The 23605-nt window shown below is 38.4% G+C and carries 29 protein-coding genes; 25 read left to right on the top strand and 4 right to left on the bottom strand.

Translation table 11 applies throughout. The features are described 5' to 3' along the window. Positions 1-30: 30 nt before the first annotated feature. From AAG807_RS18205 to AAG807_RS18195, 3 genes are all read left to right on the top strand, one after another. Positions 31-1173, top strand: a complete 1143-nt coding sequence (locus AAG807_RS18205) for a glycosyltransferase family 1 protein (RefSeq protein WP_341907095.1) — start codon at positions 31-33, stop codon at positions 1171-1173. 147 nt (positions 1174-1320) lie between these two features. After that, positions 1321-2028: a hypothetical protein gene (locus tag AAG807_RS18200; RefSeq protein ID WP_341907091.1), complete on the top strand. Its 708-nt coding sequence runs from the start codon at positions 1321-1323 to the stop codon at positions 2026-2028. A gap of 11 nt (positions 2029-2039) precedes the next feature. Then, positions 2040-2978: an endo alpha-1,4 polygalactosaminidase gene (locus tag AAG807_RS18195; RefSeq protein WP_341907088.1), complete on the top strand. Its 939-nt coding sequence runs from the start codon at positions 2040-2042 to the stop codon at positions 2976-2978. Between the two features lie 70 nt (positions 2979-3048). On the opposite strand, the gene AAG807_RS18190 is transcribed toward AAG807_RS18195, so the two are convergent. From AAG807_RS18190 to AAG807_RS18180, 3 genes are read right to left on the bottom strand one after another with little or no spacing between them, the layout of a single operon-like run. Continuing rightward, the gene (locus tag AAG807_RS18190) at positions 3049-3393 is read right to left on the bottom strand and encodes a hypothetical protein (RefSeq protein WP_341907085.1); all 345 of its coding nucleotides are present in this window, start codon (positions 3391-3393) and stop codon (positions 3049-3051) included. Between the two features lie 16 nt (positions 3394-3409). Next, positions 3410-4564 carry an acyltransferase gene (locus AAG807_RS18185; protein ID WP_341907082.1) on the bottom strand — a complete coding sequence of 385 codons (1155 nt, stop codon included), beginning with the start codon at positions 4562-4564 and terminating at the stop codon, positions 3410-3412. Then, on the bottom strand, positions 4561-5829 hold the full coding sequence (locus tag AAG807_RS18180) for an LETM1-related biofilm-associated protein (protein WP_341907079.1): 1269 nt from the start codon (positions 5827-5829) through the stop codon (positions 4561-4563). The genes AAG807_RS18185 and AAG807_RS18180 overlap by 4 nt, the downstream gene beginning before the upstream one ends. Positions 5830-5944: 115 nt before the next feature. Here AAG807_RS18180 and AAG807_RS18175 point away from each other — a divergent pair, with 115 nt between their 5' ends. Continuing rightward, entirely contained in the window at positions 5945-6583 is a 639-nt protein-coding gene (locus AAG807_RS18175; RefSeq protein WP_341907190.1) for a peroxiredoxin, read from the top strand. Positions 6584-6718: 135 nt separating this feature from the next. On the opposite strand, the gene AAG807_RS18170 is transcribed toward AAG807_RS18175, so the two are convergent. Further along, a complete protein-coding gene (locus AAG807_RS18170; protein WP_341907076.1) occupies positions 6719-7675 on the bottom strand; it encodes an IS30 family transposase in 957 nt (318 codons plus the stop codon). Positions 7676-7878: 203 nt separating this feature from the next. Between AAG807_RS18170 and AAG807_RS18165 the strand changes: the two genes are divergently transcribed. From AAG807_RS18165 to AAG807_RS18065, 21 genes are all read left to right on the top strand, one after another. Then, positions 7879-8208: a hypothetical protein gene (locus AAG807_RS18165; protein ID WP_341907073.1), complete on the top strand. Its 330-nt coding sequence runs from the start codon at positions 7879-7881 to the stop codon at positions 8206-8208. 3 nt (positions 8209-8211) lie between these two features. Beyond that, on the top strand, positions 8212-8676 hold the full coding sequence (locus AAG807_RS18160) for a hypothetical protein (protein ID WP_341907071.1): 465 nt from the start codon (positions 8212-8214) through the stop codon (positions 8674-8676). A 161-nt stretch (positions 8677-8837) separates the two neighbouring features. After that, positions 8838-9494 carry a hypothetical protein gene (locus AAG807_RS18155; protein ID WP_341907066.1) on the top strand — a complete coding sequence of 219 codons (657 nt, stop codon included), beginning with the start codon at positions 8838-8840 and terminating at the stop codon, positions 9492-9494. Positions 9495-9528: 34 nt separating this feature from the next. After that, entirely contained in the window at positions 9529-10167 is a 639-nt protein-coding gene (locus AAG807_RS18150; RefSeq protein ID WP_341907063.1) for a hypothetical protein, read from the top strand. Further along, positions 10164-10712 (top strand): GNAT family protein, encoded by a 549-nt coding sequence (locus AAG807_RS18145; protein ID WP_341907061.1) that lies wholly within the window; start codon positions 10164-10166, stop codon positions 10710-10712. Before AAG807_RS18150 ends, AAG807_RS18145 begins: the two co-directional genes overlap by 4 nt. 108 nt (positions 10713-10820) lie before the next feature. Continuing rightward, positions 10821-11720, top strand: a complete 900-nt coding sequence (locus AAG807_RS18140; protein WP_341907059.1) for a T9SS type A sorting domain-containing protein — start codon at positions 10821-10823, stop codon at positions 11718-11720. 120 nt (positions 11721-11840) lie between these two features. Beyond that, the gene (locus AAG807_RS18135; protein ID WP_341907056.1) at positions 11841-12899 is read left to right on the top strand and encodes a tetratricopeptide repeat protein; all 1059 of its coding nucleotides are present in this window, start codon (positions 11841-11843) and stop codon (positions 12897-12899) included. 12 nt (positions 12900-12911) lie between these two features. Then, positions 12912-13526 (top strand): hypothetical protein, encoded by a 615-nt coding sequence (locus tag AAG807_RS18130; RefSeq protein WP_341907053.1) that lies wholly within the window; start codon positions 12912-12914, stop codon positions 13524-13526. A 326-nt stretch (positions 13527-13852) separates the two neighbouring features. Beyond that, positions 13853-14176, top strand: coding sequence for a hypothetical protein (locus tag AAG807_RS18125; protein WP_341907051.1), 324 nt, complete (start codon positions 13853-13855; stop codon positions 14174-14176). Further along, complete coding sequence (locus tag AAG807_RS18120) at positions 14173-14802, top strand: hypothetical protein (RefSeq protein ID WP_341907048.1); 630 nt, start codon at positions 14173-14175, stop codon at positions 14800-14802. Before AAG807_RS18125 ends, AAG807_RS18120 begins: the two co-directional genes overlap by 4 nt. 10 nt (positions 14803-14812) lie before the next feature. Further along, positions 14813-15484, top strand: a complete 672-nt coding sequence (locus AAG807_RS18115; RefSeq protein WP_341907045.1) for a hypothetical protein — start codon at positions 14813-14815, stop codon at positions 15482-15484. 45 nt (positions 15485-15529) lie between these two features. Then, the gene (locus tag AAG807_RS18110; RefSeq protein WP_341907043.1) at positions 15530-16222 is read left to right on the top strand and encodes a hypothetical protein; all 693 of its coding nucleotides are present in this window, start codon (positions 15530-15532) and stop codon (positions 16220-16222) included. Positions 16223-16381: 159 nt separating this feature from the next. Beyond that, a complete protein-coding gene (locus AAG807_RS18105; RefSeq protein ID WP_341907040.1) occupies positions 16382-17095 on the top strand; it encodes a hypothetical protein in 714 nt (237 codons plus the stop codon). Between the two features lie 6 nt (positions 17096-17101). Beyond that, entirely contained in the window at positions 17102-17368 is a 267-nt protein-coding gene (locus tag AAG807_RS18100) for a hypothetical protein (protein WP_341907039.1), read from the top strand. 78 nt (positions 17369-17446) lie between these two features. Next, a complete protein-coding gene (locus AAG807_RS18095; RefSeq protein WP_341907035.1) occupies positions 17447-18118 on the top strand; it encodes a hypothetical protein in 672 nt (223 codons plus the stop codon). A 144-nt stretch (positions 18119-18262) separates the two neighbouring features. Beyond that, positions 18263-19183: an NAD(P)/FAD-dependent oxidoreductase gene (locus AAG807_RS18090; RefSeq protein WP_341907032.1), complete on the top strand. Its 921-nt coding sequence runs from the start codon at positions 18263-18265 to the stop codon at positions 19181-19183. 155 nt (positions 19184-19338) lie between these two features. Beyond that, on the top strand, positions 19339-19845 hold the full coding sequence (locus tag AAG807_RS18085; RefSeq protein WP_341907029.1) for a hypothetical protein: 507 nt from the start codon (positions 19339-19341) through the stop codon (positions 19843-19845). A gap of 475 nt (positions 19846-20320) precedes the next feature. Next, positions 20321-20791: a LuxR C-terminal-related transcriptional regulator gene (locus AAG807_RS18080; protein ID WP_341907027.1), complete on the top strand. Its 471-nt coding sequence runs from the start codon at positions 20321-20323 to the stop codon at positions 20789-20791. A 76-nt stretch (positions 20792-20867) separates the two neighbouring features. Beyond that, complete coding sequence (locus tag AAG807_RS18075; RefSeq protein WP_341907024.1) at positions 20868-21395, top strand: DUF4199 domain-containing protein; 528 nt, start codon at positions 20868-20870, stop codon at positions 21393-21395. A 33-nt stretch (positions 21396-21428) separates the two neighbouring features. Further along, a complete protein-coding gene (locus tag AAG807_RS18070; protein ID WP_341907021.1) occupies positions 21429-22154 on the top strand; it encodes a hypothetical protein in 726 nt (241 codons plus the stop codon). A gap of 173 nt (positions 22155-22327) precedes the next feature. After that, positions 22328-23605, top strand: coding sequence for a hydroxymethylglutaryl-CoA reductase (locus AAG807_RS18065; protein ID WP_341907018.1), 1278 nt, complete (start codon positions 22328-22330; stop codon positions 23603-23605).

Raw genomic sequence — 23605 nt, 5'->3', positions numbered from 1 at the left:
GGTTTGACAATAGTTTGTACCTTCGAATCCATGCGCATCGGAATAAACACTCGTTTCTTATTGTCTTCCAAAATGGAAGGTTTTGGCTGGTACACTTATGAAGTGGTGAAACGCATGGTGGAAGCTCATCCGGAACATGAATTCGTGTTTTTCTTCGACCGACCTTTCGATCCGAAGTTTGTCTTTGCGAAGAATGTAACTCCCGTTGTGCTGTTTCCACCGGCCCGGCACCCGATTCTCTTTGTCTGGTGGTTCGAACGTTCCATCAAGCGAGCGCTCAAAAAATATGCTATCGATGTATTCTATTCACCCGATGGTTACTTGTCATTGAAATCTCCGGTTCCGCAAGTCGGGGTGATCCATGATTTGAATTTCGAACATCATCCGGAAGACATTCCAGCAAGCCCGTTAAAGTATTTACGCAAATACTTCCCGAAATTTGCGAAAAAGGCCACTCATATCCTGACTGTTTCCGAATATTCGAAACAAGATATTGTCCAATCTTACGGAATTTCACCATCCAAAATAACGGTTGCCTGGAATGGTGCATCCGAATCATTTGTGCCTTTGCCTTTAGGTGAAATTGAGAAGATAAGAGCCGAAAAAACAAACGGAAGACCGTACTTCATTTTCGTCGGGGCAATTCATCCGCGCAAGAATGTGGGACGTTTGATTGAAGCATTCGGGAAGTTTGCACAAGTCAATCCGGATATCGATCTCTTGATTGTCGGGGAAAGTTTGTGGGCGAACAAGGCTTCTTCCATTCCCGAAGTTTCGGAAACGTTGAAAAAACGCATCCTGTTCTCAGGACATGTTTCCCTGAATGAATTGAACCAATTGATGGGAGCTGCTTTTGCGCTTTCTTATATTCCTTACTTCGAAGGATTCGGAATACCATTGGTTGAAGCCATGCGTTGCGGAATTCCGATTATTTCGGGAAACCTCACTTGTTTACCGGAAGTAGCGGGAGATGCCGCTATCTATGTCAATCCTTTCGACACGACAGAAGTTTCCAAAGCGATGATCGAATTAGCATCAAACGAGAAGAAATATGCTGAACTGGCTCAAAAAAGTCTGCAACGAGCACCTTTATTTTCATGGGACCATACTGCAAAGGCTACTTGGAGCGTTATTGCTGAAATAGGCACACTAAATCAAGGCAAAACCATTTAAACATAAAACTCAAATCCATTCTTCATGCAAAAAGCATTGTTTTTTCTGATTTCTTTTGGATTTATTTCAATTTGTCACTGTCAAGTTAGGTTTCACTTTTTAGACAAAAAAGCGTTGATAAAGAATCGTGTTCGCAAAGTCATTCAAGTGAACAAAACAGAGACAAATTCACCAGATACCGATAGTTTATACGTCGTTTTTAATGAAAAAGGACAAACAATCATTTCAAACAAATACAACTATGAATACAATGAGATTTTAGGTGTTTACGAACCGGAAGAAGAGATTATTTATCGGTATTACGATGAAAATGGGAAAATGGCAGCTCAGGTAAATTATCTTCCAAAATCCGAGAATCCAATGAAGACTATATTTCTTCATACTGATGACACGACTTCAAAAATCACGTCACATATCAGCTTTCGTTCATTCTCATCAGGTGAAGGTGAATTAGATCTTTCCACCTCAACCAAGTCTACGGACACTTCGCAATTTATTCACGATACCATTTGGGTAACAAAACGCCATGCAAAAGTTCCCGATTTCCAATGGGAAAAAAGAACATACTATGAAGAACTAAAGTTTGATTCCAAGGGAAGGGTAGAAACTTCAGAAAGAGTTGAGTTTGCGTTTAAACCCAGAATCTATGAACATCAGGTGAAAACAAACTACAGTTATGACAAAAATGGAAGGTTAATCTCCAAGACCGAAAATCGTTTTGATGAAAAGGGCAAACAGTACGAAACGGATGAATTCTATTATTCAGACAATGGTTTGCTAAATAAAGTTCTTCTAAAAGACAAAAGAGACCATTCAGTCCAGGAATTTGAGTTTATTTATGAATATCGGAACTAATTAGTGAAATTATGTCGAAACTATCCATCTTGCTAGTCGGAATCCTATTCCTTCTTTCTTGCAAAGAGAAAAAAACCGTGAAAGCTGGAGTCAAAATGCAGGATTTTATCATTGCAATCAGTGATTATGCCCGTGCCCAAGATCCCGATTTTATCCTGATTCCACAAAACGGGGAAGAAATTCTCTTTGAAGACACCGACCCTGAAAAGGGAGTGAATGCCCGACTCATTCAGGCTATTGATGGCTATGGAGTGGAGGAATTATTCTACAATGGTGATTCCTATGCACCGGATGATTACCGATTGGGGATGCTGCGACAAGTCAATTCGTCCTTAAAAGTGATGGTTGCGGATTACTTAAGTAACGCGGATGCTACTATTGCATTTCAGGCTGCAGATGCAGAACAATTCATCGCTTTTCCAAGGGAAAATGCAAACTATGATTACAAGTACATCCCTTCAACTGTGCATCATGAAAACGCAAACAATATTCAAACACTTGCCCAAGCTCAAAATTACCTGTATCTCATCAGCACGGATAATTACTCGGATAAGGCAACCTTTCTTTCGGCTATCCAACAGACCAATTTCGATGTGGTGATCATTGATGCGTTTTTTGGTGATGAGTTGCTAACTTCAAGTGAAGTGGCAAGTTTGAAAACCAAATTAAATGGCGGGCAACGTTTGGTGATTTCTTATATGAACATTGGTTCGGCAGAAAAGTACCGTTATTACTGGAAAAAAAGCTGGGGATTGCACCATCCGCTTTGGTTGAAGAAAAAATACGACGGATACAAGGATGAAATCTGGGTGAAATTTTGGAAGGACGAATGGCAGGAAATCATTTATGGAAACGACGATTCATACACCAAAAAATTACTGAATGCTGGATTTGATGGGGCGTATTTGGATAACATTGAAGGGTTCTACTTCCTTTATCATAAAGATTAGATATTACTAGTAGGTACGCGATTAATCGCGTACCTACTAGTTCATTTTTTGAAGAACTTTTTGTTTCCTTCTAATCCTTAGACATAATAAGCATAAATGAGTCAAAAAAACTTCCTGAGATCTCATCTACACTGAATCCTTCTTTTTTCCACTTATCAATTTCCTTTTGAAGTATTTTAGAATTATTAATTGTATTTTCTTTCTTATTCTTCGTTGTGAGTGTTTCCATAGGAAGCTCATAAGAATTTGCATCAGGAGTTGTCACAAGTAATGAAAAGTTAAATTCCATACCCTTCGCGTCCACGTAAACCCGAATAATTACCGTTTGCGGACTTTTCTCTTGTGCGTTTGCGTTTTCAATACCTGAAAGGAACATAACCGCGACTAACAATACTATCAACTTTATCCTCGTCATTTTCTTCTATTTTATATTAAACGTTTTGATTCATCTTCTTAAGTACCTTCTGTTTCTTCCGTTCGAAGAATGCCTCTAACGTTCGTTTTGAAAGTGCGCACACACCGATGATCAACGGAATGGACACTCCATAATAGAACAGACTTTCCAGGAACATTCCCGAACCGGCAACCATTCCTTTCAGCAACTCTATAATTTGGGAAAGAATCAATAAATGGAACATGTAGATTCCATAGGAAATTTCTCCCAGATAAGAAAAAACACGGTTTTCCAACGTAAAAAGGTTCTTGTCTACCACAGAGACTCCGATGATCAGGTAGAGGAATAAAGCATTCGGAACGATGGATGAAACAATTGGATTTTCAAAGAAGAAATACCAGATTCCTGAATGGATATTCGCTCCGAAAACAATGAAAACAAGAATCAAGGCATACAAAACGACCTGTGCAGGAACACTGTAAATGACTGATGCATTGATCTGCTTCCCATAATTAAAAACCAGGTAAGCACCCAAACCTCCGATTGCCATGGCTTCAAACTGGTGAATCCGGATCAGGTAGTTCAAGACTCCGGGTAGTGCCCAATACGTATTGATAGAGATCAAAATCAATTTAAAAGCAATCACACCAAGTAGCAATTTCAATACGTGTTTCTTCAGCCACTTGAACAAAGGAGCCCAAATGAGGTAAAAGACTTCTTCCACTCCGATCGACCAAAGCGGTTCCAATAAATTACTTCCGAAGAAATAATTCACCATTCCCGGAACAAAGAAGATGAAGTAGTACCACGTTTCACCGAATGTATATGGCATTTTGTATGGAATATTGAACCAATCAATGAAATACGGCTGAATGACCGCACCGATAATGACCATTAAAAAATACAACGGCCAGATCCGGAAAACACGTTTGATATAGAATTGCTTGACAGAAATATCGTTTTTGACTTCCCGTTCTTTCAGCAACAGATAAGTGATCAGAAAACCACTCAAGACAAAGAAGAAACTTACTGCGTGCTGACCGTTTTCAAACAATCCGTAGCCTTTCAAATGATTTTTTAGTTCATGGTCCTTTCTCAAGGATTCCGCGTGATGAATCACCACCAAGAATGCAGCAATGAAACGCAAAGTATTCAAGCCTTTGAAATGAGAAATTGCTTTGTAATCCCTCATTCTTCGAGTTCGTTATCTTTAAATGCGGATGGAACCAGGTTGGGTATGATTTTCAGGACAATCGGTAAAAGCAATGCTCCTCCGGGTAACAAGAAAATAGCCAGGGCAGGCATCGATTTGACGATATCCATAAATTGGGTCTTCACCTTTTCCTTTTCCTCTTTCGAAAGTTCCTCAGAAGCAGATTTCCGGATCAGAAAAACCAATTCTTTGCTTTGCTTGATTTCCTGTGCCAACTTATCTTTATTTCTTCCCAAGATCTTGATCCATCGTTTGGAGACGCTGTCCATCATTTGTTCCATGGAGTTCGAATCGCTCAGGTAAGAGACTTTCTGATTGTTTTCCAATAGGAACTGATCGGTACAATAAATGGCTTCATCCAGATCCCGTTCCGAGCAAGACATCCATTTTTTCAGTGTGATCAGTGTTTCCAGATCCGTTTCACGGGAATTCTGATTCATATGCATGGTCAGTACCGAAAGATCCAGTAAGTAACGTTTGAAATTCCACGAATCGACCATTTCGGCTTTCAGTTCATTCAGGCTGATTTCTTGCTTGAAGCGCAATTTTGCCAGTTCCTTTTCATCGGAATCCAAATCAGCGGACAGTAAAAAAGTATTGAACAGATTTTTTTCATGTTCCTGGATCTCCCCGTCAGAATAGGCCGAAATGGAAATGATTCCAAGTGCCAACAACGCCAATTTCTGATAATCCAGTGTTTGTTCTCTCTTGTTCTTCAGGAAATCCTCGAAAAGGATGACATCCAGGTAGATAAATGAATTGTTGAAATAACTCATCCACGATTTCGTGCTGGTCAAATTCTTTGGAACCTCCGTGCGTTTTTCCAAAATGCGCTCAATTTTCTCTGAAGCACTTTCCTTGAGGAAAAAAGTCAGAACAGAAGTAAGCGATTGAACCCGGTGCTTCTTATAAAAGATATTGAGGTCATTCAAGAATTCCTCCGGTTTCAATTTTGTTTTCCCCTGAATGTTGTAATGGGTAAATAACAAGGATTCGAAAAGAAGAATAGTCAACTGCTCATCATGCGTCCATTTGGAAATATCCCAATCTTTACCAAACAATAGTTTGGAAGGATAACCAAAGATAATTCCCGTTTGGGAAAGGGTATAATGATTGAATTCAGCCCGCGTCAGATCAGCTGGTTTTTGCAGGTCAATAGACAGTTCACCTGACTCTATCAGTTGCAAGTATTTGGCAATCCATCCTTTTGAACCGGGAGCGATCATGGAAGCAAAGTTAAGCATATTTGAATAGCGACTACTAAAATTTTCAAGGAAACCAACTAAGTTTCATTATTTCGAACTATATTTGTTCTACTAATTCTATAGATTATATATATTTATCAAGTTAAAAACACAAATTATGGCATTAAGACTCGGCGACACAGCACCAAACTTCCAAGCGAAAACAAGTATCGGAAACATTGATTTGTATGAATTCTTGGGAGATTCCTGGGGAATATTATTCTCGCATCCGGCAGACTTTACGCCTGTTTGTACGACAGAATTAGGAAAGACGGCCAAACTGACAAACGAATTCATTGCCCGTAATACCAAGGTGCTTGCACTTTCTGTAGATGGTGTGGATTCGCATCATGAATGGATCAAGGACATCAATGAAACCCAAAATACCCAAGTCAATTTTCCAATCATTGCAGATGAAGATCGAAGTATTGCAGAATTATACGACATGATTCACCCCAATGCATCAGCAACCTTAACTGTTCGCTCCTTATTCATCATTGCTCCGGACAAAACAATCAAGTTGATGATCACTTATCCTGCTTCCACCGGTAGAAATTTCCAGGAAATTCTACGCGTGTTGGATTCCTTGCAACTGACAGCAAATTACAGCGTTGCTACTCCGGCAGATTGGAAATATGGAGAAGATGTGGTAGTGGTTCCGGCAATCAAAACGGAAGACATTCCCGCAAAATTCCCTAAAGGATTCAAGGAAGTGAAACCGTATTTACGCTTAACCCCGCAACCAAACATCTGATGGATAAAGTAGGTTTAAGTTGTCCCGTTAATGACAGACAGGTCAATGAAATTGTGATTCGGCTCGTGGCGATGCAAGTCATTTTTGCTGGTGCAACAGCTCTGTACTTTCAGAATTGGTATAGGTACATTCAACTTATAAATGCAACTTTTGGTTAAACATTTCTAATGGAGATCTAAAGTTATATCTTTTTCGTGGTCTATGATTGATTTGATTTTCAACAAAAGCGACCTGTTTGGGATCAATTTTATCAAAGTCAGTTCCTTTTGGGAAGTACTGTCTTACCAGTCTGTTTAAGTTTTCGTTGCTTCCTCTTTGCCAGCTTTGATATGGTCTTGCAAAAAAGAATTCTATATCCAGGTCCTTTACGATAATCTCGAATTTTGTAAACTCAGGTCCATTATCCGCAGTCATCGTATGTATGTGTTGCTTCCAGGGGGTTAGAAGTTCTGTAATTTTTTGAGTCACCAGACTACTTGTTTTCTCTTTCACTAAGCCCATTTTAAGTATACCGGTAGCTCGGTCATTAATTGTTACCAAAGCTGATTTACGATGTTTTCCAATAACTGTATCCACTTCAAGATCTCCAAACCTTTCTCGTTGATCCACCACACTTGGTCGTTCACTAATATCTCTTTTATTAGCTGGTTGCCCCGGCATTTTTCTGGAACCATCGTATTTTTTGTAACGTTTGCCCCGGTTCCTTAAATGCCGGCAAAGTTTACCCCTGCGTTTTTTATCTGACCAGATCAATTGGTAGATCCATTGGTGAGAAATACAGCTTATTCCATTGAGTTTGCTTAATCCAACAATTTGCTCAGGACTTAGCTTATCTTCAAGGCTACTGATAATATAAGCAAGCATGGAAGGTGTTAATTTGACTCGTTTATTCTTCTGCTTATGACGAGCATCACATTTTCGCTGTGCTAGATCAGCGTGGTACTTTTTGGAGTTCCCATTGCGATTTCGGGCAATCTCCCGACTTATTACAGACTTATTACGACCCAAAGCCTCACTGATCGAAGCTTGAGTGTAGCCTGCTTGGAGCATTACACTAATCGTGTATCTTTGCTCATAGGTTAAATGGCTCATAATTGGCAACTTTGGTCGGTAGTCAATTTAAGCTTTTTATCTCGGGGAAAGAGAATCACTTCTCTTTCCCTTGATTTAACTTAACAACTACCGTAGTTGCATTTATCAATTGAATCTAAGGTTTCTTATTTTGTAATAGAAATTGCTCTATTTATTGGATTGATAGTAATCAAATTAAAAATCGCTCGTAGACCATCTGAATAATGAAGCAGAAAAAAAACGGAATCAATGTATTTAAATTTTTTGATGAGATATCGGAAATAGTAGGTTGGTTGCAAATTGTTAGTAGTGCTACTGTATTAAGTTTTTTGCTTGGATGTGTTTTGTTTGTATGCCTCCAGGGGGCAGCTGGGCTAGTCTTAGGAATTGCAGTTCTGCTTCTGGGAATGTTTTTAGGAGTTACTTTTGCTACAAGAAAATACAAAACAACCGGAACAATAGACTTATTATCAAGAGTCGATGCAACACCTGAATTGGACAAAGCCATTGAAAAGAACATTCAGGAAGAGAAGCAAAAAATAAATGAAAATTAAACCATGATCAGAGCACAAGTAAGCACGTTCACCATCTTTCTTTTGATTCTAACGGGAACAATGGTTTCGTGTTCTGTTGATAAAACTGAAACAAATCTCACAAGCGATGACCGTCGATTTATTGAAGATTTGGGAATCTTAGATCCAAAGGAGGAAATTGAATTATTTGAATCCAACGGAGGTTTTTCAGGAATTAAACAATCAGGAAATTTTATCTCAGCTAAAAGAATTGCAAGTTATTGGATTGAAGATGAAGAGAAAGAAGTGAATTCGGCATTGTTCAGCACGGATATAGATTCTATTTCACAAACCGATCTGGTAAGTAAACTGACTTATGCTTCTTACCTGACGATCTACAAAACAGATGGAAGCTCCTTCAAAGTATACGTAGATGCAGACAGTACGCGAACGTATCAGTTTTTCAATAAAGCATTAGATCATTGGAAAAAGTATCGAAAGAACAGATAATTGCTGCTGCAGAATAATTAAGTATTGAAACTAATTCAAAAAGTGCGCGTCCCCGGAGAGGAATTTGTGATCGAAATTGCTTAGGACAACATTCAAATAACAAAAAGACCGATTTGATTTATTTGAGTCGGTCTTTTTGTTTGAATTGCTATATTTGATTCATGAAAAACACCTTTATCTACTATTTGTTTACCGGACTTGTCCTGATGGCTTTTTCTTCTTGCAGCGAAGAATATTCGGTTGATTTTAACAAGATTCACTTTCCCGGAGCTTCCAAATTGGATCAAAATGGAGTAGATTCCATTTTGAAAAAGCAAGATGCTGATTTTGTTGAAGAACCGGAAGATTCCGTTAAAGCAGAAACAGATCGAAAAACCTATCATTTCGGAGAAGAAGTCATTTTGAGTGTTACAAACAAAAGCTCTGAAATGCAGTATTTCTACGAAGCAAATGAAGATAGTGAAAGTTATTTCAATGCTTTTCCGGATATGAGTGACTCAAAGAAAAGTGAATACAAAAAGCAATTGATTTCTGATAACCCTGCAATCATCGGAAAACTCGGTTATTTGGATCCTTGCTTTATCAATTTGCGCATCGAAGGAATCAATTCGGTCATCAGTTCTAAGTTAGGATTGGAAGGTTTTGATATCCCATTGAAACCGGGTGAAACGATGACCTTTAAAGTGAAAATGCCGAAACGTGCAGGCCATTATCGTTTCCTGATGACCAGACACGTTGCCCACGGTGAATCCGCACTCTGGAATCTTGGAACGAGTTTATATATTATTTCCAATACGTTTGAAATAGTGGAAGAATAAGAAGTAAAAGAACGAGTAATTTAAAGAATAATGAATGCCTTATCTTAAACGAATCTTCCACTCTATTTTCGGAAAGAATTACGAATCTGTTTGGAGAAAATTTGCCAACGAAAACAATGGTTCTTATGTTGTAGGAATAGGTCATCATTACGATAGCGTGGAAATAGCGTATTCAAACCATCAAATCATTTTTGACCAATACACCTTGTATCAGGTTGTTGGGCACAGCTCCTATACAAGAGATTACACACGTGTTCGATTGGAGTTTAGATCACCGGACAATCTTCAGTTCAGACTTACAAAACAATACCTTGTAGATGTTATTGGGAAGGTGTTTGGTGCTCAGGATATTCAGATAGGAGACAAATCTTTTGATTGGAGATTCCTGGTTAAAGGAAATGATGAGTTTAAAGTACAGACACTCTTTTCAAATGAGCTAGTCAAGCGGCTGATTTTAGCTCACGATGATATTCATCTTCAGTTAATGGATCAGGAAGGTGTATTTGACGAACCGATTCAGGAAGGATGTTCCATGCTTTATTATCTTTCGGAAACGGTAGTGAAAAATATAGACCAATTGTACGCTTTGTTGGAATTATATAAGGCGGTAATAGATCAACTGACTAAATTGGGTTCCGTAAAACCGATGATGACTCAAAATCAATCCGGATGAGCGAACTGACTTTAAAAACAACTCGATTGATCCTTCGTGAGATTGAGCTAAACGATGTGGATCTGATTCACAATCTCCATTCCTTGCCGGAAACCGATGAGTTCAATACGCTGGGAATTCCTGCAAATAAAGAAGTCACTGAAAAATTGGTCAAGGAATGGCTCAAAAGTCAACAACAGGAGCCCAAAACCCGGTATACCTTTAAAATTGAATGCAGCGACAAATTCATCGGATTGATCGGTTTGAAGAACCTGGGAGTACCCAATTACGAATCCGGAGAAGTCTGGTACAAGCTCCACAAGGACTTTTGGGGAAACGGATATGCTACAGAAGCATTGACCCGGATTTTGGAATTCTGCTTTGTTGATTTGAACTTACATCGGATAGAAGCAGGTTGTGCCGTTGAGAATATCGGTTCGATCAGGGTTCTTGAAAAGGCAGGCATGACGAGGGAAGGAAGGAAAAGAAAGAAACTGCCGATCCGGGGAGAATGGAAAGACAATTTTTTCTATGCCATTCTGGAAGAGGATTTTAGAACTAAATAGCAAGGATTCAGATCAATCTTAAATTCACAACTCTTTACGGTATTTTCATAATGGAATCTGATACTGAAACACTTAGTTTTGTTTTATTGACTCTTAAATGATCTGGCTATGAAAACAATAAAAAACAAACTTTTCCTTTTGGCACTTGCAGCAATGCCGTTGACAGGAAATACACAGGTGACGAATCTCGATTTTGAGAATTGGATTAACCCGGTTGATTCCGGCGCCATCTTCGATAACCGACCCGTTGATTGGTTCTTACTCAATCCGGGGCTTACAGAGCCTTCCGACTTTGGATTGTTTTATCATTCACCTGCAACAGATGCTCAAAATGGAAATTACGCACTGAAACTAAGTACCTGGTATTATTACACAAAAGATATGGCGCTTCTGAAATCAGCTTATACTTCACGATTAGGTGCTTTAAAGGGATTTTACAAATACGAGGAAAACAGCGTCGTTGATGGAACAGATACCGTCGTAGATATAGCTCAGATTTCCGTGTTTATGACCAAATGGAATTCAGGTACGATGCATAGAGATACCATTGGAACGGGGATTTTGGATTTAAATGGAGCAGCTAACTACACTTCATTCACTAATATAGTTACCTATATCAATTCGACAATTGTTCCGGATTCGATGCATATCTTACTAGATCCTTCTCTGGTAAGAAGAGATCCGAATGGCTCGAATTATCTCGCAACGGATGATGGAATAGGTTCATTTCTAACAGTAGATAATTTCTCCTTAATTGATGAAAATGCCTTAGGTGTGAATGAATTCTCACAATCGGTCCATGTGTATCCAAATCCGGCAACAGATTTATTAGTGATAGAAAACTTCAAAGGTCGGGCGACACTTTTTGATCTCAATGGAAAGTTAGTGCACGACCAGGAATTGGAAAACAACGGAACAATATCTTTGAATCAGCTGCATGCAGGGATCTACTTACTCCAATTGAATAATGGGAATCAGGTGCAAAATCAAAGAATAGTGAAAAAGTAAAGGAGCCAAGCTTATTGTTTTGGTTTAATCATAAAAAACGTTTGAATTGAAAAGGATATGGAAGTGAATTCCATATCCTTTTTTGCTTTATATTCGTCCAGTCAATCTAAAAATCACAAGATGAAAAAAACACTTTTAATACTACTTCTATCATTACTTTCAAGCACTTTATTCAGTCAGGATAAAGAAGGAGCCGAGAAATTGGTTGGTGAAGGAATTGAATTTCACGACAAAGGTGAATACGACAAAGCAGTTTCGAAATACAACAAAGCTTTGGAACTGGATAAGAACAATCTCCTGGCATTGGCAGAAAAAGCAATGACTTTACTCTATCAAAACAAATACGAAGAATCCATTACGTGCTGTGAGGCGGCAATTGAAAACCATTCGAGAAATCAACTGTTGAATTCGGTTTACGTCACTTACGGAAATGCGTATGACGGTTTAAAGAAAACGGACGAGTCCATTGACGTGTATAACGATGGAATCAAACTTTTTCCGGATTATTACCAGCTTTATTTCAATAAAGGAGTTTCACTGATTCACATGAAAAATTATGATGAATCCCTGGAATGTTTTCAGAAAGCGGTGCAACTGAATCCGAATCATGCAAGTTCACACAATGGAATTGCAAGGATTGTGAATGGGGAAAGCAAGAAAATCCCTGCTATTTTGGCTTATTGTAGATTTTTGTCCCTTGAACCAACCAGTAAAAGAGCTGGGGAGAATCTATCCTTCCTGAAAGAATTAATGAAAGGAAGTGCTGAAAAGACGGGAAAGAAATCAGTCACCATTACAATCGATTCGGGAACGTTGGGAGACACTACCGCGGATGGAAAAAACAAACCGGATAATTTTTCGATGGGAGAAATGCTCCTGTCTTTGGAATCGGCAATGGATTTTGATAAGAAGTACAAGAAAGAAACAGAGGTTGAACAATTCATCCGCAAGTTCAATACACTTTGTTCAATCTTAAGCGAATCAAAAAAGGATAATTCAGGATTTTTCTGGGATTATTATGCGCCGTATTTCATCGAAATGAAAGAACAGAACCTGGTTGAGACCTTTGGATACATCGCTTTTGCTACCAGTGACAATGCGGAGGTTGCCAAATGGTTAAAGGAACACAAGGATGAAATCGGTAAGTTCCTGGATTGGTCGAAAGGGTATTCCTGGTAAATTCAATTAGAAATGAAATTAATTCAAATGATTCAATCTTGCATCAAACTATTTGTGTTGTGTGTCCTTTTAACTGGATGTGGACAAAAAAATAACAATAGTGAAAAATTGTCGTCTGTTCCTCCGATAAATAATGAATTGCTGGATGAGCAGGATATCATTGAGATTCTTTTCGAAATTAAAACAAATGATCCTGAATACTTGAAATCTTTTCCCGACGGAATCATTCCATGGATTTCTATTGAAGACGTAGATCAAGAATTGAAGCAATTGATTGGCAAAAACGAAATAGTCTTGACGGAAAATGAAGTGGATGTTACCATTGATTATCCGGTTGATGAGCCATTTAACATTTCGCTGAAATCAGATAAACCGTCCGGTTTTACCAGGGGAGAACTCATTTTGAAGATTAGTAAAGAGTACAAACGTATTTATAAAGAGGAGGAAGCTTCTGCCAAAGAAAAGACAATTCCAATTGAAAAACGGGAAGGTGTGATTAATAGAAATACGACAGATGGGAAATATGGAATCTGGGGACACGATTTAGGGGATTTGGATTTATCTGAAATCATCGTTCACAGAAAATCAGGAAAGAAAACTAGACTGGAATTGTATATTGAGAGCTAAAAATTAAATAATTAAAAAAATAATGGACAGACTTGTCCAATTGTCAAAAAAACAATCGTCATGAAGGTATAAACAGCGAAAAAGCCTTGGGAAATTATTTGGGAGCATATAAATTGGCTTCTCAAAGTGTAGATAAACTGGTGTTGAGTAAGATTATCAAATGAATTAAAGGAGAAGAGTAACTGATGTTTCCATTTACAATCACATACAGAAGGGCTCTGGATCAACGTTTTGATGAAATTGATACAAGGTCCATTCTCAATGCTTTCAGAGAAAATCTCAAACGCAAAGGAGTGGATAAGATAAACTCAGAAACTGATTCCCTGATGACATTCAAGATTCATTTTTTTTCTTCTAAACCGGGAGCAAATTGGAATCTGTGGGTTGGGATCAATCGAGGGAAAATCGAAGTAGAAGAATCAACTGGAAAAAGGATGATTATTTACGAGTTTAATACCTCTCCGATTATAATTATAGGATTTGTCTCAGGATTGTTTTTTGGGATTGTAAGTCAGATGTGGTGGGCAGGGTGTTTTGGTTTTTTGATACTTGGGCTTTTTAATTGGATAACAACGCTTGTGAGGCACGACGATAATTTGACTGGAGTTCTAAATGAAGTTCTCAAAAAACAGAAAATACGACAAGTATGAAAAAAGGAATTTTAGCTTTTTTATTTTTAGGATCATTCCTGGTTTCAGCGCAAAGCAAAATCGAATTGACAACGCTAGAGAAATCCCAGCTTCCCAAAGGAATCATTTATTCGGGTGAGATCAAACAGGCTGTTCGTTGGACAGATCAGTCGGGGGACAATATCGTCATTACAACAGAAACAGGTGATAAAGAAAGTAAATCCGGTCCTTCAGAAGATTACAGGGATGCCGCTTTGTATTCCTATCATTTTTTAGTATTTCCGGATAGTGTGCGACAAACCTGGAAAGTGCACGATTTCATCAAGGAATGTCCGTTCGATATTGAAGCGAATTTTGTCAAGAACACCTTTCAGGTCACAGATTTGAATGGAGATGGGATTGCGGAGGTTTGGATGATGTACATTGTAACCTGCACCAGTGACGTCAGTCCGGTCGATATGAAAATAATCATGTACCAAGGCAATCAAAAATATGCGCTGCGTGGACATACGAAAGTGGAACCGTCCCACGGAGAATTCCTTGGAGGGGATTACAAATTTGACAAGGCATTCAATGAAGGTCCGGTTGAATTCAGGGATTTTGCTAAAAAAATGTGGAAGGCTCATATGATGGAAAAGTGGTATTGAATGAAAGGAAATGGATAAACAAATAATTGTCTTTTTAACCGTGTTATTGCTGATCTCCTGCAATTCGAATGTTGAAAACAAATCGAAGTCACGCAAGGAGAGTAAAGCTGTTAATTCGCCAAGAGTCGAAAAGGAGAGTCTTTTACCGGAAGAGATGAAAATAAATAAGACTGTTGAAGAGAGTGAAGATCCATACTATCATTACCACACAATCCTCAAAAAAGAGTTTAAAGACTCTATCAATGAGCATTTCTCCAGTCTGGTTAAAAAAGATCGGTTTACGTTTTATATGCCTGCAGGAAATATAGACAGTACAGAATCTGTCCTTCGAATTTACACTTATGAAGGTGAATTAATTTATGAGAAAAAATTTGTGACTCACGAGCTGATTAACGGATACGATCTCGAGTTCATAAAGAATGAATTCCAAATGCAAAAGTATATGTATGGCAAGGCCAAGCACATATTAGACAAATCTTCTTTTGATGATTTAAGTAGAGTTGAAGAATATAGCATTTTTGGTCAATCAAAACCGGAGGATTTTGAAAATTATGCAACTTATGTTGAGTGCAAAAAAGAGAAGAGGTTGTTGTTTTGGATCGGTCTTGGAGAAGAAGATGGAACATGCATCGGTTTTTCGAAAAAACAAAACAAGGTTTTAGACATTATTTATTGTTGTTAATTTTGTTTGTCAATTCAACCACCAAATAAAAAACAGGACCCATCAATGAAAACATACCTTCTTGTCATTGCACTGTCACTAGTGAATATGTTTTCCTCATTCGCATCCAGGAAAGCAGAATTAGATATTCAATTTTTTGATCAAAAAGAAAATAGATTAGCAACTTATAACGCTTATGGCGGTACTATAAAAATCCTGAAAGATGGAAAAGACTATCGAACTTTTGATTCCCACTTTGATTTTAATGAAACGATAAAAGGTCTGGAATTGGGAACTTATACCATTGTTTACCGAACCATCTTTCTTCAAGATGAACGGGTTGAAGTCAAAATAAACAAGTATAAAATCTATTATCAAATGATCTGTTTCAATTGTCTGGATTATTCTCAGGAGAATTATGTACCTGTTATTGACCGATTAAAAGATGGTGAGTCGTATTCGATTCATCTGGAATCGCGTGGTTGCTTTCATTCCACTCAGGAATCAATTACCATTTCCAGGAATAATAGCATTTATAGTATCAAATGGGATGAGGTGACTAAAGAATTAACTTCAGAAGATTTGAAGATAATCGAACATTTTGAGATGGAGTTGGCACATGCTTCAAGTTTTTGGGGATGTACAACAAAAGATAACTACAGAGTTAGTTATAATGATGAATTGACGAGTTATGAAGATGCCGGGTGTAGGTGGCACGGGTCATTTTATTTAAGGGAATGCCTTTTCGGAAATGATTGATTACCCTGCAAGAAGTATATTTACCAATTGAAAACAACTTAAAATCAAATCAAAATGAACTATTTTCAGTTAATCGGATTCTTGCTGGTTTCTACTTTTGGCTTTACTCAGCAAGGAAATGAAGAGATTCGAATGGTTGATAACTTGGAAATTCATTAGATGAAAGAAATCAAAAACATGAAAGAAAACGAACTTTTTCAAAATAGTGAGGAAATTGCCAACTGGACCTATTCCGGAGCTACCTTGTATTATAAGGATTGTGATTTGAAACCGGCTGTTTCCGAAAAATTCACACCGGGTCAAATTCTTCGGAACGGTTATTTCCTGGACGTTAGTTGGAAAGGCGCCGGAATCAAATTCAATACACGTTTTCTGATCGCTTCCTCCAAAGCAGCCAAATTGTATGAAGTGAACCCTGCGAATGAGCGTTTCGGACATTGTTGCATCAATGCCAATAGCTACTTCAAGGTGTTGGATATTTATAAAATAGGAGACAAGACTCAAATCTTCCTGCTGCATATTCCGGCAAAAGGAGTGAAATACTTTAGACAAGTCCAATCCAATATCGATACAGATTTCATTCAAAAAGCACGTGATAGTTTCGATAATAAGATCAACATGGAACCTTCACCGGAGCTGTTAGAACCTTTTTGGTTGGAACGAACCAATTTTCCGGTTGGAATGGATGCGTATGACAAATTCTATCCGCTGGACTCGTTAACGCCTCTTCAAAAGGAAGCACAACCCTTATTTAGTGGAATTCGGAATCTAACAGGTGATACTTCGGAACTGAATGTTCCCGAACCTATCATTTTCTCCGATCCCGGTTCTGACGAAAAAGGAGGTTTTTGGAAAAAGTTGTTCGGTAAGTAACACGTAATGCTTTTACAAGCAGCAATGGGAGCAGGAATTGGGATGTTGGTCTTTTTGGGAATGAGTTTTTTGATACTTATTCCACTGATGTCAATTTTTTCCTACAAAGCAATCAAATGGTTTATGATGAAAACCAATTCGTCTGGTATTGAGTTCAAGGGGACTAGAAAAATAATTTTGATTGTGGGAAGTGTCATACAAGGAATTATATTGGCTTTTGTGCTAATCGGCTTTGTTTTTTGGCTGCTTTTTAAAGACCTTACCTATGATTGATTAAATTACACTCGAATAAATGAATTAATTTAGCGACTATAAAACCAGAAAATCTAACACCTTTTTATTTTCACCTGTATGGATTTCGAAAAAAAATACCCAATCACCCAAAGATTAGACGAATATTTATTGGTTCAATGGACTCGTGGTTACAAGGATGTTGATGTTTATTATAACGATCAACTGATCGGTTCGGTTCATGGATTTGGAAAATTGAATAAGGGAACTTCATTTCCTTCCGATTTGGGACTCATTACGCTTAAACTATCTGAAAAGCCGATCACACTGGATGTAATTGTTGACGGATATCACAGTCCGGTCAATGTTTCACATCCGGTTAAGGAGTTGAAGCGAACAAGTACTTATTTTCTGATCTTATCTGTTTTGGCGTTCATTGCCGGTTCAATAGAAGTCGGTATTTTCTCCTTATGGGCTGATGAACAGCTAGTAGTACTGGTATTCAATCTGGCTATTTTGGGATGCTATATTTTAAGCACCGTGTTTGTAGGCAGAGGAAAACCATGGGCTTTTTACTTGGGGTTTTCTGTCTTTTCTCTCTGTACCCTGATTTCCCTGTTCACGCTTATTAGTGGTTTTCTTTCCGGTTCATTACTCTATATTTTCATGGTGGTTCGAATCGGAGGAGAGATCGTTTTGATTATGAACCTGAAAACAGCCAATTTGGCTTTTAGGCACTTGAAGTACAAAACCCCTTCATTTGATGAGCAGTTGCTCGATTCTAAAATTTAAAAAAATGCAACTCAATCACATCAATTTAGTTTTTCGATCAGATTTTAGCTTAAATTGATTCAAGTTGTTAATTCTTTAATGCAATAAAGTTGCGTTAATAAAATTGAAAGTGTACATTCGCAGTACAAACAAACTTTCAGTAACATGACAAACAACAATTTCGACGTAATCATTATCGGGGGCAGTTATTCCGGACTTTCGGCAGGAATGGCATTGGGAAGAGCATTGAAGCAGGTGCTTATCATTGACAGCGGGAAACCGTGCAATGCTCAAACTCCGCATTCACACAATTTCATTACGAATGATGGTGAAACACCACAAGCAATTGCTACTAAGGCAAAAGAACAGGTAGCAAAATATGAAACCGTTTCATTCCATTCAGGACGCGCAGTTCGGGGAGAAAAAACGGGATCCGGATTTGAAATTACAACTGAAGCCGGAGAAGTCTTTAAAGCTAAAAAACTCCTCTTTGCAACAGGGATAAAAGACATCATGCCGGCAATTGAAGGTGCGGATTCCTGTTGGGGAATATCGATGATCCACTGCCCGTATTGTCATGGTTACGAAGTGCGAAATGAAAAAACGGGGATTTTGGCCAACGGAGAAATGGCTTTTGATTTTTCAAAACTGATCCATAATTGGACAAAAGAGTTGACTTTGTTTACGAATGGGAAATCGACCTTAACGACCGAACAAACAAGTAAACTGAAAGAGCATGGTATCGACCTGGTTGAAAAAGAACTGGAAGCCTTCAGTCATACCGATGGGTACATGGAAGAAGTACGTTTCAAAGATGGAAGCACGACGAAGATCAAAGCCATGTATGCCAAGTTGCCTTTTGTACAGCATTCCGATATTCCTCAAGACTTGGGTTGTGAATTGACGGAACAGGGATTCATTCAGGTGGATGCATTTCAGAAAACAACTATTCCCGGAATTTATGCGAGTGGAGATAATTGCACACCCATGCGCTCCGTTGCAAATGTGGTTGCGATGGGCACACTTGCAGGAGTAATGATCAGCAGGGAACTGATTGATGAAGCATTTAAACCAAAAGACTTGTAAGGATATTTAACCGCAAAGAGTCAGAGACGCAAAGTTTGATAGCGTTCTTCCTTTGCGCTCTTCTATTCTTTGCGGTTAAATCTATAGTGTGTTTTTTATGCAAAATCACTCTTTTTAGTGAAAGAAAGATTCAATTGAATCATTATTTTTACCGCATGAATAACTCAAAACTCTCCATGCGTGTTCTTCACAGATACCTTGGTTTTTTCCTGGCCGGAATCATGGCTGTTTATGCAATCAGTGGAATTGTATTGATTTTTCGCGATACCGATTTTCTCAAAAGTGAACATATTGAGGAAGTCAAAATCGCTCCGAATGTCAAAAATGAAAACCTGGGCAAGGCACTGGACATGCGTAGGTATCAATTTGAGAAGGAAGAGGGGGATTTCATTTATTTCAAAAATGGGGATTACAATAAGAAAACCGGTGTGGCGCATCTGAAATCGATGGAATTACCTTACATCCTGGATAAGATGACTCATTTGCATAAAGCAAGTACGGATGATCCGCTTTACTGGTTGAATATTTTCTTTGGGGTAGCCCTTTTATTCTTTGTAATCTCTGCGTTCTGGATGTATTTACCCAAAACGAAAATTTTTAAAGCTGGTCTGCTGTATTCTTTAGCAGGGATAGTTTTGACATTGATCTTGTTGTTTGTTTAGAATTTTTTAATTCGTTATTAACCAAACTTAAAACGCATGAATAACTTTATAAAAGATTTCACAGAATTCATCTTCGGGAAAGGTCTTAAATTGGTACTCTTGTTTTTGGGAATAATTTCATTTGTTTCTTTTATAAATGAAAGAAAATATGAGGGATTTGCAATCGGGGCGGTGGGATTGATATTTAGTGCGGTGTATCTTTCAGTACACGAAAGGAAAAATAAGGACTGATAAAAGTTTTTGTTTTTGCGGTGTTTTCTTTCGTAGCTGCTTTATTGCTAGCACAAATCGAATTTACTCAAACAAAGAATTTGGTTGAATTACCTTATGAAATTGTAGATCGGGATATTTGAACATCGCAATATTGGGATATTCGAATATCGTTATATAAGGATGTCGATCATACGATTTCAGGGAGACCAAATGATTCCGTTTCAAATTGATTTAGTTTATATTTACCATTCAGGGAAAAACGATGTTTCAAAAGCTATTTGGCTCATATAAGATCATTTTGCTTTACGGGCTTTCGCTCGCAGGATTGCTTTTCCTGATGCGTTGGCTCGAGTTTCGCTTATTGATTCTGGATCATGCTACCGAATTGTATGCAGCAGCTATTGCCATCATCTTCATGGTTCTTGGAATTTGGTTGGCAAAACACCTGTCCAAACCCAAAACTGTTTTGGTAGAGAAAACAGTTTATGTGGACCAATCTGAAAACTTTGTCCGGAATGAAAAAGTGTTGGATGAATTGGGAATTAGTAAGCGTGAATTAGAGGTTCTGGAATTAATGGCGCAAGGACTGAGTAACAATGAAATTGCAGCACGCTTATTTGTTTCCTTGAATACGATTAAGACCCATAGCTCGAAACTCTTTGAAAAGTTGGAGGTTAGCCGCCGGACACAAGCCGTTGAAGTGGCGAAGCGAATTGGAATAATTCCGCTTTAATCGTAAAATCACCCGAAAGTATGAGTGATAAAACCGCATAGAACCTCACTTTTGTCGAAATGTTAAATGATAAAATATGAAAAGAAATGTATTGGTTTTTGGATCGATCTCTGGTGTGATTAGTGTCCTTTGGTTCTTGATAGCGATGACATTCCTTGATTTTGGAACTCACATGAGTTTGGGAATGATTCTGGGCTATACTTCGATGATTATTGCGAACGTGTTTTTAGTCATTGGAGTGAAGAATTATCGGGATAAGTACAATGGCGGAGTCATTACTTTTGGGAAGGCATTTAAGGTTGGGATTTTAATCGCCTTGCTGGCATCAACGGTTTATGTGGTTACTTGGTTGATCTATTATTACACTTCCGGTTCAAACTTTATGGAGGTTTATGCAGAATGTATGAATAAGGAATTAATAGCAAGTGGTGCGAGTGCAGCTGAAATTGCAAAACAAACCACCGAAATGAAGGAGTTTATGGTGATGTACCGGAATCCATTCTTCAATGCTGCGATGACCTATATGGAAATCCTTCCGATGGGAATTCTATTTACACTGATTACGGCAATTGTCATGCGACGCAAAGTGCCGAAAGTTTCCTGATTCTTCTATCAATCTTACTCTTAAATTAGCAGTGTGAAATATATCAAACTAAATAAAAATTGGAATGCAGATTCCAGAAGTTCAGAACCTGTTGTTTCTGTTGACCAAAACACAGTTGAATTAAACTTTTACTTGAATCCCAATCTCTTTCCTCATATTGATGAAGGAGACAAGGGAATCATCCGGTTCAATGATGTACATGCCTATAAATTGGAACCGATTACCCAAGAAGAATACGAGTCGGGTAAATTCAGATTCAAAAACGAGGATTTGCCATGGGGTAAATTTTATGAATTGCCGGGTTCCACTTGGAGAACTGATTTTCCGGAAGATAAAGTGGTGGTCAATGAATCATTGAAATCAACCAAATTGAAACACTTTATTTTCTTTCTTCCAACTTGTATTTTTGAATGCATTGCAGCAGAATACCGGTTCCAGTTCGATTATACCATGGCGGAACAACTCGAGGAAAAATACCCGAAAGGTTATTTGAATCATTATCTGGCACTATTCTCCACACATTTCGACCAACTGAATAGCGGTAGCTACAAGGTCTATACGAATTTGTACATTCAATTGGAAGGTAAAAAGGAATTCGAGTTATTGAAAGAGGAAATCAAGAAGATCAAAGCCAATAAAGATGTAGATTCCTACGTGAAGATTGCCAATTACAGTGAACTTCCCAATTTCGGAAGAAAACAGCTGGATGAGATGATCAAAGTGATTGAGACTTACGATACTGGAAGTAAATATGCTTAAAAACCCTTAAGCTTTTTAACTTGTTCGTATTCCCTGTATTTTACACAAAATGTGTTAAAGTATTACCTTCAGAACAACGAGTACGGAAAATCGCAACTCGCATTCGATGATGAATCTGTTCCTTTGATCAGAAACCAAAAGGAATTTTCCTTTGCAAAACTGAAATCGGGCTTATGGCATCATCGAATCAAAAATCGACCAAAGCGTTGCACATTCTGCAAGCTGTTCAAACGGTTGATAATATTGTAAAATCAATAACAGACAAGACAATAACCGACGCAAAAGACGACCGTTTACCGATCGAGTTAAAAGTCAGTGAGGAAAGCACCCTGTTGCGAAGAGTTTTCCTGGAAGAACAAACAGGAATGAAACTTCCCGTCCTTACAGGAAAAGAACCGTTTTCTGATCTCAATAAATTGGAGGGGAATATTGAGAATTTCATCGGTATGTCGCAAATTCCAACGGGTGTAATAGGACCAATACGTGTTATCGGTTCGGCAGCGAAAGGCGACTTTTTTGTCCCGCTGGCAACTTCGGAAGGTGCATTGGTTGCTTCCTACCACCGCGGTGCGAAAGCGTGTTTACTTGCGGGAGGAGCTACTTCTGTTTGTTTGGTAGAAGGTGTTCAAAGAAGTCCTTTGTTTAAATTTCATCATCTTGGAGACTTAGGACAGTTTGTTGTTTGGGTGCTTTCTCAAGTTGATAAATTCTGTGAGATTACTGAAGAAAGTAGTCGCTTTGCCAAACTGGAAGACATGCGTTCCAATATCGAAGGAAATCACCTGATCCTGACTTTCGAATTCCACACTGGGGATGCATCCGGACAAAACATGGTAACTATTTGCACCGATAAAATTTGTAAGTACATCATCGAGAACACACCGATTCAACCGGAAATGTGGTTTTTGGAAGGAAATTATTCAGGAGACAAGAAAGCAACAGCACAATCTTTTTCAACGGTACGGGGAAAGAAAGTAACAACCGAAATCGTGCTCCCGGCAGAAATTATTCAGGGTGTTTTGAAAACAACTGCCCGTGCAATGGCTGATTATTGGCGATCATCTACGATTGGAATTATACAAAGTGGCGCTATCGGTGCTCAGGGGCATTATGCGAATGGTTTGGCGGCATTATTCATTGCAACCGGACAAGATGCAGCATGTGTGGCAGAAGCAGCAACCGGAATTACCCGTATGGAAGAAAAGGAAAACGGAGCATTGTATTGCAGTGTAACACTTCCAAATCTGATTGTTGGAACAGTTGGTGGAGGAACAGCTTTGCCTACTCAACGCGAATGTTTGGAATTGATGGATTGTTTTGGGACTGGAAACTCAAGAAAGTTCGCTGAAATCTGCGGAGCGTTGGTTTTAGCCGGAGAACTTTCCATTGCAGCTGCACTTTCAGCCGGGCATTTTGCCAGTGCGCATCAAAATTTAGGACGAAAAAAGTAA

It is taken from the genome of Fluviicola taffensis DSM 16823 (assembly GCF_943372375.1).
GTDB classification, from domain to species: Bacteria; Bacteroidota; Bacteroidia; order Flavobacteriales_D; family Crocinitomicaceae; genus Fluviicola; species Fluviicola taffensis_A.
Note: the sequence above shows the minus strand (reverse complement) of the source record. Positions and strands in the feature narration are given on the sequence as shown.